Here is a 14,706-nt window from a genome sequence, read left to right on the forward strand (position 1 = left end):
GCGGGCCGCTGCCTCGTTTCCGGGTTCGTCAGGCGCTGTCACGCACGATGAGTTCGGGCTGCAAGACGACGTGATTGCTGCGCGGAATGCGAGCGCTCGGACGCCCGAGCAGTTCCATGATCATGTCGACCGCGGTACGTCCGAGGCCCTGCCGCGGCTGGCGCACCGTGGTGAGCGGAACACTCGATACCGACGCCCACTCCAGATCGTCATAGCCGACGACCGCGATATCGTCCGGGATGCTGAGGCCTTCACGCAACAGCTGCTGGGCGAGCCCGAGCGCGAGCATGTCGTTGGCGCAGAACACGGCCGTCGGTCGCTTGTCTGGGGAACGCTCGACGAGCCGCGCCCCGGCGCTGCGTCCGGCCTCGATCGACCACGATCCGGCCTCGAGCAGCTCGAGCTGCACCCCCGGGCTCTCGGCCACGACCGAACGGGCACCCGCGAGGCGTGTGCGCACCTTCGGGGAAGTCTCCGGGTGTCCCAGGAAGGCGATGCGACGGTGACCGGCGGCGATGAGGTGGCGGGTGCCGAGTTGCCCGCCACGGAAGTCGTCGACGACGACCGACCAGCAGTCGCGATCGTCGCCGACCCTGTCGACGAAGACCATGGGAACCCCGCGGTCTTTGAGCATCTCGAGCCGAGAGCTGTTCTCGTCGACTGGCGCGATGATGATGCCCTGGACCCTAGACTGCACGAGCAAGTCGAGATTGTGCGTCTCGCGCACGGGGTCGTAGCCACTATTGGTGATGACGACGCCGACCCCGAGCTCTGCGCAGCGCTCCTCGGCGCCGAGCGCGACGTCGACGAAGAAGGGATTGTCGAGGTTGGCGATCGCCAGCCCGAGCGTGCGCACCCGGCCGGGTCGAAACTGGCGGGAGCCCTGTCGTGGCACGAAGTCGAGGTCACGAATGGCGGCGAGCACGCGCTCACGGGTCTCGACGTTGACGTATGAGGGACGGTTGAGCACATTGCTCACCGTGCCCGCCGAGACTCCAGCGAGCTGTGCGACATCCTTGATGGTCGCCATCGATCTCCCCGGATGGTCGCCGACGGCGACTCGTTCAATGAACCATAGTAGAACGATGCGGTGCCGGGATGCTCCGGTTCACGCGAACTCGATGACCGCCCGATTCAGACCAGGCGGAAGTCGATGCCCAGCAGGTCGGCCGCAGCCCGATAGTCGGCTGCACGATGACCAACCGACAACGACCAATGGTGTCCGGTACCGGTGGCACTCCAGTCGTCGACCCACTGGCCGGGGTCGCGACCGAAGTCGACGCGCGAGGTCGTGTTGCCGATCTCGAGCAGCGGCCCGGGCACGACGATGCCCTCCGACGCGACGAATGCCAGGGCGCCATCCCGGTCTTGGGCAAGGCTCAGCTCGGCGAGGCGGGTGGTGAGGGTGGCGGCGTCCGTCATGTGGTCTTTCCGTTCTGGGCAGCGTCGGCCAGTATGAATCGTTTCAATGACTGTATCGGCGCTCACGCGCACTGTCAATCGGAGACCTGGTCTCGGCCATGCCATGATGGTGCCGTCCGGTGGGAGGGCGATCATGACGACGAGCATCAAAGACGTCGCCGCGCGCGCAGGAGTCTCGGTCGGCACCGTCTCGAACGTGCTGAACTCCCCGGACAAGGTCGCGGCCAGCACGGTGGAACGCGTGCTCTCCGCGATCCGGGAGCTGGACTATGTGCGCAACGACGCCGCTCGACAACTGCGGGCCGGCAACAGCAACACCCTCGGACTCGTCGTGCCCGACGTGCGCAACCCGTTCTTCACCGATGTCGCGCGGGGCGCCGAGGACCGCGCCGCCGAGACAGGCCTCACGGTCACGCTCGGCAACAGCGACGAGAACGAGGGTCGGGAGTCGATGTACCTCGACCTCTTCGAGCAGCAGCGCGTGCAAGGCATGCTCATCTCGCCCTACGGCGAGGTGACCGCCCGACTTCGCCTCTTGCGGGAGCGCGGCATCCCCGTGGTGCTGGTCGACCGCACCAGCGACGATCCGAGCCTGAGCTCGGTCTCCGCCGACGATGTCGCGGGTGGGCGGCTGGCGGTCGAGCACCTCATCGCCCAGAGTCGCCGCCGGATCGCCTTCATCGGCGGGCCGCTGGCGGTGCGACAGGTCGCCGACCGACTGGAGGGCGCCCGAGCCGCGGTGGCTGCGGCATCCGGCGTCACGCTCGAGGTGATCGAGATCGACGCGACGACCGTTGTGGAAGGACGGGCCGCGGGTGCCGCGATTCAGGCGCGCGCTGCCGATCAACGTCCGGACGGCATCTTCGCGGCGAACGATCTCGTGTCGATGGGCCTGCTGCAGTCATTGCTCATGCATGGCACACCCGTTGCGGTTCCCGACGAGATCGCGATCATCGGGTATGACGACATCGACTACGCGGCGGCCGCGGTCGTGCCCCTTTCATCGATCCAGCAGCCAAGTGCACTCATCGGCAAGACCGCGGTGGAGCTGCTCCTCGCGGAGGCCGAGAACCCGAACGTCGAGCCGAGGCAGGTGGTGTTCCAGCCCGTGCTCGTCGCACGGGCCTCTACCGACTCGGGAAGCTCCGGCCCGTGATCGTCTCCGGCACGATGCGCACGTAATTCGCCTTCTCGCCAGGTCCGCTCGTCAGCAGCCGCGTGACACCTGAGGCGAGGATCTCGTCGTCGAACGCGAGCCGCTCGGCCCGACCCTTCACCACGACGCTCGACCATTGCGCGTCCCGGTACCGCTCCACCTGAACCGCGACGTGCGGATGCTCGGTGAGCTCCACGAGCTTCGTGCCCGATGCACTGCGGAAGTAGAGCTGCTGCTCGTGGATCAGGTAGTTAATCGGCACGATGTCAACGCCCTGCGGTTGCGACCGCAGCGCGAGATGACCGATGCCCGTGTCACCGAGCAGTGCCCAACACTGCTCCGGCGTGAGCTCGGTGACCTCGCTGTCGTCACTGAGCACGATGCGCGAGGGGCCGCCCGCAGGCTCGTTCCGGTCGTCGTGCGAGTTCGTCATCGCCCCATTGTGACCTGTCGGCGGGTGCGCTGTCAGGCGCGAGCGCTCTCGGCGGCGAACAGTCGTCGCGCGAGGGGCGCGGTAAAGCTTGCGATCGTCACCGCCATGAGGAGCCCCGCGAGCACATAGAGCACGACGACGAGCGCCAACGGACTGCGTTCGTCGATGATCGGTGAGGGCGCGAAGGTCCAGAGGATCGCGACCGCCCACGCCCCCATGTTCACGGGCACCCACGCGAAGGTGCCCGTGCGGTGCAGCACGAGCCACTGCGTGACTGGGATGCTCGCGAGCAGCACGAGGCCTCCGAGCGTGAGGGCGACGATCGTTGCCGGGGAGCCGAGGTCAACGCCCAGCGTGCTCGGCAGCATCCCGAGCAGCCAGGCGAACGCGGCCGCCGCGGCAGTTCCCGCGATCCACGGCAATGGGCGCGGACGTCCGCTTCGCATGGCGAGGTACTGGCCCGTGCCGAGCGCCGCACCCTCGAGCGCACCACCGGCGACCACTGCGGCGAGCGACCACGCCCCGGTCAGTCCGCTCGAGATCGTCGCGACCGCGACCCCGGTGGCGATCGCGAAGCCTGCCGCCTCGGCGACGCCGACCGTGACGATCCAGCGGCGGACGAACGCACTCACGGCTGCGCGCCGGTCGCCGCCATCCGCTGCTCCCCCGCGCCGGTCAGCGTGAGTCGGCGGTCCGCGGGCCGATGATCGCTCGAACGGTGCGAGACGAGCACGACGATGCGGTCGCCCGTCGCGCGACGGATGTCGTGCATCATCGCCGCGGCCGTCGGCTCGTCCAGGTGCGCGGTGGGTTCGTCGAGCAGCAGGATGTCGGCGTCGCTCAGCAGCGCCCGCGCGACCGCGAGTCGCTGGCGCTCGCCACCGGACAGCGCACCCCCACGAACGCCGACCCGCGCGTCCAGCCCGTCGTCGAGTTGGCGCAGCAACGGATCGAGTCCGACCCGCCCGAGCACATCAACCATCTCCTCGTCGGTGACCCCCGCGGCGCGCGGGCGGGCGATGAGGAGGTTGCCGCGGATCGTCGAGTCGAACACGTGCGCATCTTGCGGGCACCAGGCCACGCGTTCGCGCCACGCGGCGGAGTCGAGTTCAGCGAGGGGAAGGCCGTCGGCGAGCACGACGCCGGCGTCGGCATCCTGGGCACCGAGGATCACCGAGAGCAACGTGGACTTGCCCGAGCCGGAGGGGCCCTCGATCACGAGCCACTCCCGCGCCGTGACACCGACGCTCACCGGACCGACGACGGGATGGCCGTAGCCGGCCTCGACGTCGACGAGGTCGAGGCGGGCGACGGGGGCATCCGGGGTGCGGCCGTCCCGATCGATCGGGGCCGTGCTCGCGAGCGGCGCAAGACGGCGAGCGACGGCGAGCAGCGCCGGGAGACGACGCGCGGAACCCGCGGCGGCGGCGATCGGTTCGAACGAGGCCAGGGCGAGCAGCGCGACGACCGCCACCAGCTCGGCCGGTACGCCCTCGGCAGCCGCGAGGGCGGGCACGAGCGCGGCGACCGCCCCGGTGCCAAGGCTCGCGAGAGCGGTCGCGAGTCCCTCCGAGCGTGCCGTGCGCCGCTCGGTGATCGCGCGCTCGGCGTCGGTCGTCGCGATCTGCGCGAGGGCCCGGTCGGCGACACCGTTGGCGCGCAGATCGTCGGCGGCCGAGCCGAGGGCGCTCATCTGGCGCACGAGGGCGGAGCGCACGGCCACACGGGAGCGCTGCGCGCGCGCGTCGTGAGCGAACCCGACGAGGCACGAGACGACGAGGGTGGCCCCAAGGCCGCCGAGCACCACCCAGGTGAAACCGGGTGCCACGAGCGCGGTCGTCACGGTGATGCCGACCACGGTCAGCACGCCGACGGCCGCCGGGGTGACCACGCGAGGCACGGCGTCGCGCAGCTGGGCGACGAGCACCACGAGGTAGTCGAGGGCGGTGCCGCCCTCGAGCAGGTCGCGCGAGCCCGCACCGCGGGCGGCGATGCCGCGCCACAAGCGCAGGCGCAGGGTATCCGTGGCCGCGAACACGGCATCGTGGCTCGCCAGCCGTTCGGCGTACCGTGCGACCGCGCGACCGATACCGAAGAAGCGCACCCCGACGATGGCGACGAGCAGATACATGATCGCCGGCTGCTGGCTCGCGCGCACGATGAGCCACGCGGAGACGGCGGTCAGGGCGAGGCCCATGCCGGTGGCGAGGAGGCCGAGCAGCACGGCACCGATCCAGCGTCCGAGGGAGGGGCGCAAGAGACCCAGCAGGAAGCGGGTGGGGCTCTGCGGGTGCTGCGCTGCGACCGGAGCGTGCTGTGGACGCTGGGTGGCGACATCCGTTGCCGCCGGCGACGGCACGGCGCTCATCGGCGAGGAATCATCGAGCGCGAGCACATGGTCGGCGAGAGCGAGGGTCGCGGGATCGTGGCTGACGAGCACGATCGTCGCGGTGCCGCGCACCGAGCGGATCGCCCGGCGCACGAGCTCTGCCGAGACCTCGTCGAGGTGTGCGGTCGGCTCGTCGAGCACGAGCAGGTTCGCCCCCGCGCGTACCCGCAGGATCGCGCGCGCGACGGCCACCCGGCGCAACTCGCCGGGACTCAGCGTCGCGGTGCCGGCACCGAGCAGTGCGCCGATGCCGAGCTCGTCGGCGACGACATCGATCTGGGTCGCATCGTCCGCATAGAGCGCGAGTTCGGCACGCACCGACGGCTCGAACGCACGCGGCGCCTGCGGGGCGTAGGCCACGCGGGCGGGGTCGACGCCCCGCACCCAACCGCGCACCTCGGCGTCGGCGGGCACGGTGCCGGCGAGCACGGCGAGCAGGGTCGACTTGCCCGCCCCGCTCGCACCGGTCACCGCGGTGATCTTGCCCGCTTCGAAGGCGGTGGCGCAGACGCTCAGGGCGGGTTCGGTGCGGCCCTCATAGCGCACGACCAGCGCGCTGAGGCGCACGTCGTTGCCGCCACCGCGCGCGATGACCCGCGGCGTGCCGGCCAGCAGCTCGCGCACGCGACGCAGGGCACCACGACCGTCTTGCGAGGAGTGGAAGGCGGCGCCGACGTCACGCAGGGCGCCGAAGCACTCGGGGGCCAGCAGCAGCGCGAGCAGCGCGGCGGAGAGCGTCACGTCGCCGGAGAGCAGCCGGATGCCCAGCACCACCGCGACCACGGCGACGGAGAGCGTGGCGAGCAGTTCGAGTGCGAGCGCGGAGAGGAACGCCGAGCGCAGGCTCGCGTTGGTGCGCTTGCGATACTCGTCCTGGATGCCGGCGAGCGCGCGGCTCTGCTCGTCGACCCGTCCGAGTCCGACGAGCACGGGCAGCCCGTGGGCGAGCTCCACCAGGTGGTCGGCGAGACGATCGAGGGCGCCGCTGGCGGCATCCACCTTGTCCCGGGTGTGCATGCCGATGAGCGCCATGAAGAGCGGTACCAGCGGCAGCGTGACCGCGATGATCACCGCGCTCAGCCAATCGACGGTGAGGATGCGCAGACCCAGCACGAGCGGGATGACGAGCGCCGCGACCGTGGTCGGGATGACGACGCCGTAGTACTCGTCCAGGTCATCGAGACCCAAGGTCGCCAGCACGGCGTCTCGCCCGCTGCCATTGCCGCCGTCCTGCACCAGGCGGGCGGCGACCTGCGCTCGCAACGCGGTCTTGGCCGCGATCGCGCCGCGGGCGGCCACGATGGGCAGTGCCCAGGAGACGACCGCGCGCAGCAGCACGCCGCCCGCCGCGAGTGCGGTGCCGAGGCGCCAGTCCTGGGTGCCGGACGCGAGCGCGGCGATCGAGGTCGCCAGCCCTTCGGCGATGAGCACCAGTGCGATCGCGCGCAGTGCGGAGAGCACCCCGATCACCGCGACCGCGCGGGTGCCCCCCGGTCCGAGGGCACCCGCGAGGCGTTCGCTCACGGTCGGACGGCCGGGAGCACCGCGTGGGCGTCCGGGATGCTGGCGCCGGTGATGCGGCGGCGGAACACCCAGTAGCTCCATGCCTGGTACGCGAGCACCACCGGCAGGGCGATCCCCGTGATGATCGACATCACCGTGAGGGTGTAGTCGCCGCTCGCCGCGTTCTCGATCGTGAGGTTGTAGGCCGGGTCGACCGTCGAGGGCAGCACGACCGGGAACACGGCCGCGAAGATGGATGCCGCACCCGCGACCAGGAACACCGCGAAGCCGACGAAGCCCCAACCCTCGCGTCCGACCCGACTCTGCAGCCAGCCGAACACCACCGCCACCACGGCGACGACGACGAGCGCCCACGAGAGCAGGTCACCGGACTGGAACTGCACGAGCAGCACCCAGCCCACCAGCGGCAGCAGCGCGATCGGGGAGAGGCGCACGGTGTCGCGGCGGGCGCGCTCGCGCACCGCGCCATCCGTCTTCAACGCGAGGAAGTTGGCGCCGTGCACGAAGGCGAAGCCCACCACCGCGAGTCCGCCGAGCACCGCGATCGGTGTCAGCCAGACGAAGGGTCCGCCGACCCGGTCGCCGTTGGCATCGATCGGCAGCCCGGTCGTGGTGAGCGCGAGCGCCGCACCGATGCCGAAGGCGGAGAGGAAGGATCCGAGGCCGATGGCCCAGTCCCAGCCGCGACGCCAGCGGTCGCTGTGCCCCTTGCCGCGGTACTCGATCGCGACCGCCCGGAAGATGAGACCGAGCAGCACGAGCACGAGCGGCACGTAGAGGGTGGAGAAGAGCGAGGCGTACCAGAACGGGAAGGCGGCGAAGGTCGCCGCTCCCGCGGTGAGCAGCCACACCTCGTTGCCGTCCCAGACGGGCCCGATCGTGTTGAGCATCACGCGGCGCTCGTTCTCCGAGCGGGCTCGCACCAGCAGGTGCATGCCGACCCCGAAGTCGAAGCCCTCGAGCAGCAGGAAGCCGGTCCACAGGATCGCGATTGCGATGAACCAGATGATGGGCAGGATGTCCATGAGTGTTTGTCCTCGTGTCTCGAAGGGATCAGTAGGCGAACGCGAGCACGTCGCGCTTGTCCTGGTCGTCGCTGCCGGGCTCATCGGGCTTGCCCAACTCGGGCATCGCGGCCGCGACGCCGCCGCGCACGTAGCGCACCATGATCGCCAGTTCCACGACCAGCAGTGCGGCATAGACGAGGGTGAGGGTGATCACCGAGAAGAGCATCTCCCCCGCCGTCACACCGGGCGAGACCGCGGCGGCGGTGAACATGAACACCCCGTCGATGCCACTCGGGTTCGGGTTGGGTGCGACCACGAACGGCTGGCGCCCCATCTCGGTGAAGATCCAGCCCGCGGCGCTCGCGGCGAACGGCGCGAGGATGCCCAGCAGAGCCAGTCGCATGATCCACTTCGACTGCGGCACCGTGCCCTTGCGGGTGAGCCACAGGGCGACCACCGCGGCGAACGCCGCGACGGCGCCGAACGCGATCATGAGCCGGAAGCCCCAGTAGGTCACCCACATGATGGGCACGTAGTTGACCTCCTGGCCGGCGCGGTCACCGTAGATCTCGCCCTCCGGCAGCGTGGCGCCGTACTCGGCCTGGTATTGCGGGAGCAGGTCGGACACTCCCTCGACGGTCGTGTTCGGGTCGCCGTTGGCGAGGAAGCCGAGCAGGCCGGGCACCTCGATCACCGTGACGACGTTGCCGCAATCGGCCGACTCCAGGTCGCCGAAGGCGAGCACGGAGAAGCCCGAGCCGGTCTCGCACGCCGCTTCGGCCGCGGCCATCTTCATGGGCTGCTGGTCGAACATGAGCTTGGCCTGCAGGTCGCCGGTGAGGGTGACGCCGGCGAAGCCGAGGATCGCGATGACCGCACCCACCCGAAGCGACTTGATCCAGACGCTGTGGTCGGCCTCGTCGCGACCGGGAATGGTCGGAGCCGAGCCGACGACGACGCGACCGGTCGCATCGACCGTGTCGATGCCGTCCTTGCGGCGACGCCAGAGGTGGTACCAGGCGATGCCGAGCAGGAAGGCTCCGGCCACCGAGACCGAGCCGAGCAGGGTGTGCGTGAAGGCGGCGATCGCCGTGTTGTTGCCCAGCACCGCCCAGATGTCGACCAGCACCGGCCGACCGTCGATGAGTTCGACGCCGACCGGGTGCTGCATCCAGGAGTTGGCCACGATGATGAAGAACGCGGAGATCCACGAGCCGATCACGGCGAGCCAGATGGTGGCGAGGTGCACGCGCTTGGGCAGGCGGCCCCATCCGAAGATCCACAGACCGAGGAAGGTCGACTCGACGAAGAAGGCGAGCAGGCCCTCCATCGCCAGCGGTGCGCCGAAGACGTCGCCCACGTATCGCGAGTACTCGCTCCAGGCCATGCCGAACTGGAACTCCTGCACGATGCCGGTCGCCACACCGAGGATGAAGTTGACCAGGTAGAGCTTGCCCCAGAACTTGGTCATCCGCAGCCAGCGCTCGTTGCCGGTGCTGACGTACATGGTGTGGAAGAACGCGACGACGGGACCGAGCCCGAGCGTCAGCGGCACCAACAGGAAGTGGTAGACGGTGGTGATGCCGAACTGCCAACGGGCGATGTCAACGGGGTCCACGGGATGCTCCTCACGGCCGCCGGGTGCGACCAACACAACACTCGTGGAGTCGCGTCCGCGCACGTAGGGCCCAAGGTCCCGCCGCGTCCTGATCAGGTCGAGATCGGCTGAGCCGGCGGCACGACGCACACCGGAGCGTGCCCGTTGTTGAGCACCGAACGCACCGTCGAGCCGAGCACGGCGGCCATTACGGTTCCGCGGCGGTGCGTGCCGAGCACGACGAGCGAGGCGCGATCGGCATGCGGCACGATCCGGTCAGCCGGTGGACCCTCGTGCAGGTAGCCGCGCACGCGCACCGACGGGAACGCGGCGCGGACGCGCTCCATGGCCGCCGACAGCAGCTCGCGGTGCGCCCGACGCAGGTCGGTGGGACTCAGCGGCACACCCACGAGGGTGTCGGTCACCGCGGGCAGCTGCCAGGCGTGCAGGACCTCGAGTTCGCAGTCCGCCTCGGTGGCGTTGAGCGCGGCGAAGAGCAGGGCACGGTTCGCGGTCGCATCGTCGCCGACGCCGACCACGACCGGTCCGCTCGACTGTCTCCAGTCCGAGGGCACGATCACGGTCATGCAGCGTGCGCGGGATGCCACGCGGAACGGCAGCGACCCGGTGAGGGCCGACCGCACCGGGTGGTGGGGATGGGCTCCGAGCACGAGCAGGTCGAACGACGCGGAGAGCTCGACGAGCCCCTCGACGATCGAGCGGTCCGTCACCGTCGTGGTGACCTCGACGCCCGGGGCGCTCTGGCGGATGCGGTCGGCGGTGCGCGCCAGGCGCGCGTCATCCTCCGCAGGATCGCCGGTGAGCAGATCGCCGGAGGTCACGAGCGTCACGACGAGTTCGCGGTCGCGGGCACGTTGAATCACCCAGTCGACCGCGGTCTGGCTCGCTTCCTCGGCATCGATGCCGACCAGCACGCGCTCGGTTCTCATACCGCGCATCCCTCCTCGTGAATGACCACTCTGTGGGCGAGCCGGGTGCGCAGACAGGGCCGGAAGTCCCATGGGACGCGGAGACGGGATACGCTGGCGCTGTCCGATTGGGAGAAACGATCCACGTGACGAGCGAAGAGATAACCTTCCCCGATACCCCTCGATCTGAACTGGAACGTACGATCGAGGAACTCGTCGCGAACGCGCAACGAGTGCTCGCGACTCAGAGTCGCCTGCGCAACCTGCTGCGGGCCAATCGTGCCGTCGTCGAGGATCTCGAACTGCCCGAGGTGCTGCGTCGTATCGCGCAGGCGGCCGTGGAACTCGTCGATGCGCAGTACGGCGCGCTCGGGGTCATCGGGCCGGATCGCGGACTCGAGCAGTTCATCCACGTCGGCCTCGACGAGCCGCTCGCGACGCGCATCGGGCACCTCCCCGAGGGGCACGGGCTGCTCGGCGCCGTGATCGACTCCGGTGAGGCGATCAGGCTCGAGCACCTGCACGACGATCCGCGCTCCGCGGGGTTTCCGCAGCATCACCCGAACATGGATGCCTTCCTCGGCGTACCGATCCGGGTGCGCGACGAGGTGTTCGGCAACCTCTACCTCACCAACCCGGCCTCGGGCGCATTCAGCCGGGAGGACGAGGAATTGGTGAGCGTGCTCGCCGCGACCGCGGGGATCGCGATCGAGAACGCACGGCTGTTCGACGAGACCCGTCGTCGCGAGCGCTGGAGCGCCGCGAGCGCTCGCGTGACCGCCGAGATCCTGCGCAGGGACTCGGAGGCGCTGCCGGTGATCGCCGATGAGGTCGCCGCGCTCGTCGATGCCGAGCTCGTCTGCGTCGTCGTTCCGGCGGACGATCCGGTGCTGCTGCGCATCGCGGTCGCCCGCGGCGAGCAGGCCGAGCGCGTGCGGGACCAGGTCTACCCCGCCGCCGGCAGCATCGTCGGGCGATCCCTGGAGTCCAACGAGCCCATGCTCGTGGAGGTCCTCGACGCCGAGGCGGCGGACTGGCCGCAGGCCGGACCCACCTTCGTGGTGCCGCTCTACGGCGGTGAGCGCACGATCGGAGCGCTCACCGTCAGTCGCGCCCTCGGCGCGCAGCGCTTCTCGCCCGCCGACCTGGAGCTCGCCACGGAGTTCGCCGCCCAGGCGAGCGTCGCGATCGAGATCGCCCGCGGTCGACGCGACCGGACTCGGCTCGAGCTCTCCGAGGACCGCAGCCGGATCGCGCGCGATCTGCACGACCACGTCATCCAGCGCCTCTTCGGTGCCGGGCTGAGCCTGCAGAGCGCCGCCGTGCGTCACCCGGAGGTGAGCGAATCGGTGCTCGAACAGGTGGACGCGATCGACACCGCCATCGCCGAGATCCGCACCGTGGTGTTCGCGCTCTCCTCCCCCGAACGAGCCCGCGGTCAGACCCTGCGTCACCGCCTGCTCGACCTGGTCAGCGAGCTCGACTCCGGCCTGAAGGCCTCCCCCAGGCTGTCGTTCCTCGGTCCGGTCGACCTGCTCGTACGGGCGGACCTCGCGGAGGATGCCGTGGCGGTCGTTCGTGAGTCGCTCACCAACGTCGCGAGGCACGCGCAGGCCTCGATGTGCGAGGTGGAGGTCGCCGTCGAGACCGATGTGCTGCGCATCCGCATCGACGACGACGGTGTCGGCTTTACCCCGGGCGGTCGCACGAGCGGCACCGCGAACCTCGCCGAACGCGCCGCCCGCCGTGGCGGCAGCTACTCGATCGACGCCAGACCCGACGGCGGGACGCGTGTCGCCTGGACCGCCCCCTTGGAGGCCCATTCATGACCACCGTCTTCCTCGTCGACGACCACGAGATCGTGCGTCGCGGCATCGCCGACCTCATCAACGCCGAGCGCGACCTCGAAGTCGTCGGCGAGTCCGCGACCGTCGAGCGCACCCTCGGCCGGGTGAGCGCGACGCGGCCGGACGTGGTCGTGCTCGACGTGCGGCTGCCCGACGGCAGCGGCATCGACCTATGCCGTGACATCCTCTCCGTGCTCCCGGAGACGAAGTGCCTGATCCTCACTGCGTACGATGACGATCACGCGAGCGTCGCCGCCGTCATGGCGGGTGCGAGCGGGTACGTGCTCAAGGACATCCGGGGCCAGCGCCTGATCGAAGGCATCCGCGCCGTGGCCGGCGGCAAGAGCCTCATGCGCCAGGATGTCGCCCAGCGCGTCGTGCAGGACCTCACCGCGACGACCCTGCCCTCGACCCCCGCCGCGCCGGCGCCGGAGCTCTCCCTGCGCGAGCGTCAGGTGCTCGAGCTCATCGCCGACGGGCTCACGAACCGACAGATCGGCGAACGCCTCGAGCTCGCCGAGAAGACCGTGAAGAACTACGTCTCGGGGCTGCTCGCGAAACTGGGCATGGAGCGGCGCACTCAGGCCGCCGTCTACGGCGCTAGCGTCAAGACGCCCGAGCACTGAACCGGTCGGTCGGCGGCTAGAGCTGCGAGCCCTCCACGTCGAAGGTATTGCACGCGTCCGGACCGCCGTTCGCGCCGACCAGGAACCACTTCTGGCGGCTCTCGCTCGAGCCGTGCGTCCACGTCTCGGGCGTGACCTGCCCCTGGGTCGACTGCTGGATGCGATCGTCGCCGACCGCGGATGCCGCGCTGAGGGCATCCCGAATCTGCTCCTCGGTCACCGGCTCGAGAAAGCTGACGCCGTTCTCGTCGGTGATGGACGGCGCCGCCCCGACCCACGCGCCCGCGAAGCAGTCCGCCTGCAGCTCGAGCCGCACCCCGTCGGAGTCGGGGCCGGCGTTCTGCAGGTCGAGGCCCGACATGATCCCGGTGATGTTCTGAATGTGGTGACCCCACTCGTGCGCGATCACATACATCTCGGCGAGCGGACCGCCGGACGAGCCGAAGCGGGTGCGCAGCTCGTCGTAGAAGGCCGTGTCCACGTAGATCGTCTCGTCGGCGGGGCAGTAGAACGGGCCGACCGCGCTCGTCGCGCCACCGCAGCCCGTGTCGGTCTGTCCGCTGAACAGCACGATCTGCGTCGAACGGTAGGTGCCGCCGAACTCCGGCAGGGTCTGCCCCCAGTAGGTGTCGAGCGAGTCGGCGGCGCCGGCGATGCGGCAGTCGATCGAGGCGTTGGCCTCGGCACCGGTGTCGCAGCCCGCGAGCGGCTCGCCCTGTTGTCCGCTGCCGGTGCCGCCGCCCTGGATCGCGGGGGCGAGGCCGGTGAGGTCGACGCCCAGCAGTTGCGAGAGCAAGAAGAGGCCAACGACGAGCAACCCGCCGCCGCCGATCGCGATACCGGTGTTGCGGCCGCGACGGCTCACGCGATTCGGGTTGATCTTGGCGTTGTCGTTGAACGTCATGGCTCGACGCTACCGGTCATCGGGGGCGGCGCGCGGCGTAGTCTGGGCCAGAAACGAGGAGGTCACCATGCGCGACGCACGCGACACGGCACGGCAGATCACGGTGGCGGCCTCGGCGGTGATCGCGGTGATCGGCTCCTTCATCGGATCGGGCGCAGCAGGCGGCACGCCGATCCAGGATGCCGCGGGCGGTGCCCTCGCCGCCGACGCGACCCTCATCGCCCCCGCCGCTCCCGCGTTCTCGATCTGGTCGGTGATCTACCTCGGACTCCTGGCGTACGCGGTGTGGCAGTTCCTGCCGGCGCAGTCCGGCGCGCAGCGGCACCGGCGGATCGGGTACTGGGTCGCGGCATCGCTGGTGCTGAACGCGGCGTGGATCCTGTCGATCCAGTTCGACCTGCTGCCGCTCAGTGTGCCGATCATCGCGGTGCTGCTGGCGGTGCTGCTGCGCATCCTGCTGGAGCTCACCGCATCGCCGTCGACGAGTCGCCTGGACGCCGTCATCACCGACGGCTCGCTCGGCCTCTACCTCGGCTGGGTGACCATCGCGACCGCCGCGAACGTCACCGCGTGGTTGGTGGCGAGCGGCTTCACCGGCTTCGGCTGGCCGCCGGAACTGTGGTCGGTGCTGGTGATCGTCGCCGCGGCGGCCGCCGGCGTCGCGATCGCGATCGCGGGGCGCGGGCGCATCGCTCCGGCGCTCTCGCTGAGCTGGGGGCTGGCCTGGGTGGCGGTCGGGCGGCTCACCGGGGAACCCGCCTCGACCGTCACGGCGGTCGCGGCGATCGCGGCCGTGGTCGTGGTGCTGGGCTCGGCGGCGCTGCTGCGAGCGCGGCGGCGCGATGCAGTTCGCTCCCGGGCGTAAGTTTGCG

At 70.3% G+C, this 14,706-nt stretch carries 13 protein-coding genes; 4 read left to right on the forward strand and 9 right to left on the reverse strand.

Annotated elements, in window-relative coordinates; translation table 11 throughout:
• Positions 1-28: 28 nt before the first annotated feature.
• Together PYV02_RS00320 and PYV02_RS00325 are read right to left on the reverse strand one after the other, a co-directional pair.
• Positions 29-1,030: a LacI family DNA-binding transcriptional regulator gene (locus tag PYV02_RS00320; RefSeq protein ID WP_275755016.1), complete on the reverse strand. Its 1,002-nt coding sequence runs from the start codon at positions 1,028-1,030 to the stop codon at positions 29-31.
• A 104-nt stretch (positions 1,031-1,134) separates the two neighbouring features.
• Entirely contained in the window at positions 1,135-1,422 is a 288-nt protein-coding gene (locus PYV02_RS00325; protein WP_275755020.1) for a hypothetical protein, read from the reverse strand.
• Between the two features lie 133 nt (positions 1,423-1,555).
• Between PYV02_RS00325 and PYV02_RS00330 the strand changes: the two genes are divergently transcribed.
• Positions 1,556-2,578 (forward strand): LacI family DNA-binding transcriptional regulator, encoded by a 1,023-nt coding sequence (locus tag PYV02_RS00330; RefSeq protein ID WP_275755023.1) that lies wholly within the window; start codon positions 1,556-1,558, stop codon positions 2,576-2,578.
• Here PYV02_RS00330 and PYV02_RS00335 read toward each other — a convergent pair.
• From PYV02_RS00335 to PYV02_RS00360, 6 genes are all read right to left on the reverse strand, one after another.
• On the reverse strand, positions 2,550-3,011 hold the full coding sequence (locus PYV02_RS00335; RefSeq protein ID WP_275755025.1) for a pyridoxamine 5'-phosphate oxidase family protein: 462 nt from the start codon (positions 3,009-3,011) through the stop codon (positions 2,550-2,552). The genes PYV02_RS00330 and PYV02_RS00335 overlap by 29 nt on opposite strands.
• Before the next feature lie 32 nt (positions 3,012-3,043).
• Entirely contained in the window at positions 3,044-3,643 is a 600-nt protein-coding gene (locus tag PYV02_RS00340) for a hypothetical protein (RefSeq protein ID WP_275755028.1), read from the reverse strand.
• Positions 3,640-6,924 carry a thiol reductant ABC exporter subunit CydC gene (cydC, locus tag PYV02_RS00345; RefSeq protein WP_275755030.1) on the reverse strand — a complete coding sequence of 1,095 codons (3,285 nt, stop codon included), beginning with the start codon at positions 6,922-6,924 and terminating at the stop codon, positions 3,640-3,642. The genes PYV02_RS00340 and cydC overlap by 4 nt, the downstream gene beginning before the upstream one ends.
• Positions 6,921-7,949 carry a cytochrome d ubiquinol oxidase subunit II gene (gene cydB, locus PYV02_RS00350; protein WP_275755032.1) on the reverse strand — a complete coding sequence of 343 codons (1,029 nt, stop codon included), beginning with the start codon at positions 7,947-7,949 and terminating at the stop codon, positions 6,921-6,923. Before cydB ends, cydC begins: the two co-directional genes overlap by 4 nt.
• 28 nt (positions 7,950-7,977) lie before the next feature.
• Complete coding sequence (locus PYV02_RS00355; protein WP_275755033.1) at positions 7,978-9,549, reverse strand: cytochrome ubiquinol oxidase subunit I; 1,572 nt, start codon at positions 9,547-9,549, stop codon at positions 7,978-7,980.
• Positions 9,550-9,641: 92 nt separating this feature from the next.
• Entirely contained in the window at positions 9,642-10,478 is an 837-nt protein-coding gene (locus tag PYV02_RS00360) for a universal stress protein (RefSeq protein ID WP_275755035.1), read from the reverse strand.
• A gap of 212 nt (positions 10,479-10,690) precedes the next feature.
• On the opposite strand from PYV02_RS00360, the gene PYV02_RS00365 reads away from it, so the two are divergent.
• Both PYV02_RS00365 and PYV02_RS00370 read left to right on the forward strand, forming a co-directional pair.
• A complete protein-coding gene (locus tag PYV02_RS00365; RefSeq protein ID WP_275755037.1) occupies positions 10,691-12,286 on the forward strand; it encodes a sensor histidine kinase in 1,596 nt (531 codons plus the stop codon).
• Positions 12,283-12,930 (forward strand): response regulator, encoded by a 648-nt coding sequence (locus PYV02_RS00370; protein WP_275755039.1) that lies wholly within the window; start codon positions 12,283-12,285, stop codon positions 12,928-12,930. Before PYV02_RS00365 ends, PYV02_RS00370 begins: the two co-directional genes overlap by 4 nt.
• A gap of 16 nt (positions 12,931-12,946) precedes the next feature.
• Here the strand turns inward: PYV02_RS00370 and ypfJ are convergent, their stop codons facing one another.
• Positions 12,947-13,834: a KPN_02809 family neutral zinc metallopeptidase gene (gene ypfJ / locus PYV02_RS00375; protein ID WP_275755041.1), complete on the reverse strand. Its 888-nt coding sequence runs from the start codon at positions 13,832-13,834 to the stop codon at positions 12,947-12,949.
• A gap of 67 nt (positions 13,835-13,901) precedes the next feature.
• On the opposite strand from ypfJ, the gene PYV02_RS00380 reads away from it, so the two are divergent.
• Positions 13,902-14,699 carry a tryptophan-rich sensory protein gene (locus PYV02_RS00380; protein ID WP_275755043.1) on the forward strand — a complete coding sequence of 266 codons (798 nt, stop codon included), beginning with the start codon at positions 13,902-13,904 and terminating at the stop codon, positions 14,697-14,699.
• Positions 14,700-14,706: the final 7 nt, after the last annotated feature.

This window comes from Antiquaquibacter metalliresistens (assembly GCF_029211225.1).
Taxonomy (GTDB): Bacteria; Actinomycetota; Actinomycetes; order Actinomycetales; family Microbacteriaceae; genus Rhodoglobus; species Rhodoglobus metalliresistens.

What these genes read in the sequence shown, in the direction of transcription:
- PYV02_RS00325 (WP_275755020.1), bottom strand. Translation starts at nt 1,422, where the DNA reads ATGACGGACGCCGCCACCCTCACCACCCGCCTCGCCGAGCTGAGCCTT.
- PYV02_RS00330 (WP_275755023.1), top strand. Translation starts at nt 1,556, where the DNA reads ATGACGACGAGCATCAAAGACGTCGCCGCGCGCGCAGGAGTCTCGGTC.
- PYV02_RS00370 (WP_275755039.1), top strand. Translation starts at nt 12,283, where the DNA reads ATGACCACCGTCTTCCTCGTCGACGACCACGAGATCGTGCGTCGCGGC.
- PYV02_RS00335 (WP_275755025.1), bottom strand. Translation starts at nt 3,011, where the DNA reads ATGACGAACTCGCACGACGACCGGAACGAGCCTGCGGGCGGCCCCTCG.
- PYV02_RS00360 (WP_275755035.1), bottom strand. Translation starts at nt 10,478, where the DNA reads ATGAGAACCGAGCGCGTGCTGGTCGGCATCGATGCCGAGGAAGCGAGC.
- PYV02_RS00320 (WP_275755016.1), bottom strand. Translation starts at nt 1,030, where the DNA reads ATGGCGACCATCAAGGATGTCGCACAGCTCGCTGGAGTCTCGGCGGGC.
- PYV02_RS00380 (WP_275755043.1), top strand. Translation starts at nt 13,902, where the DNA reads ATGCGCGACGCACGCGACACGGCACGGCAGATCACGGTGGCGGCCTCG.
- ypfJ (WP_275755041.1), bottom strand. Translation starts at nt 13,834, where the DNA reads ATGACGTTCAACGACAACGCCAAGATCAACCCGAATCGCGTGAGCCGT.
- cydB (WP_275755032.1), bottom strand. Translation starts at nt 7,949, where the DNA reads ATGGACATCCTGCCCATCATCTGGTTCATCGCAATCGCGATCCTGTGG.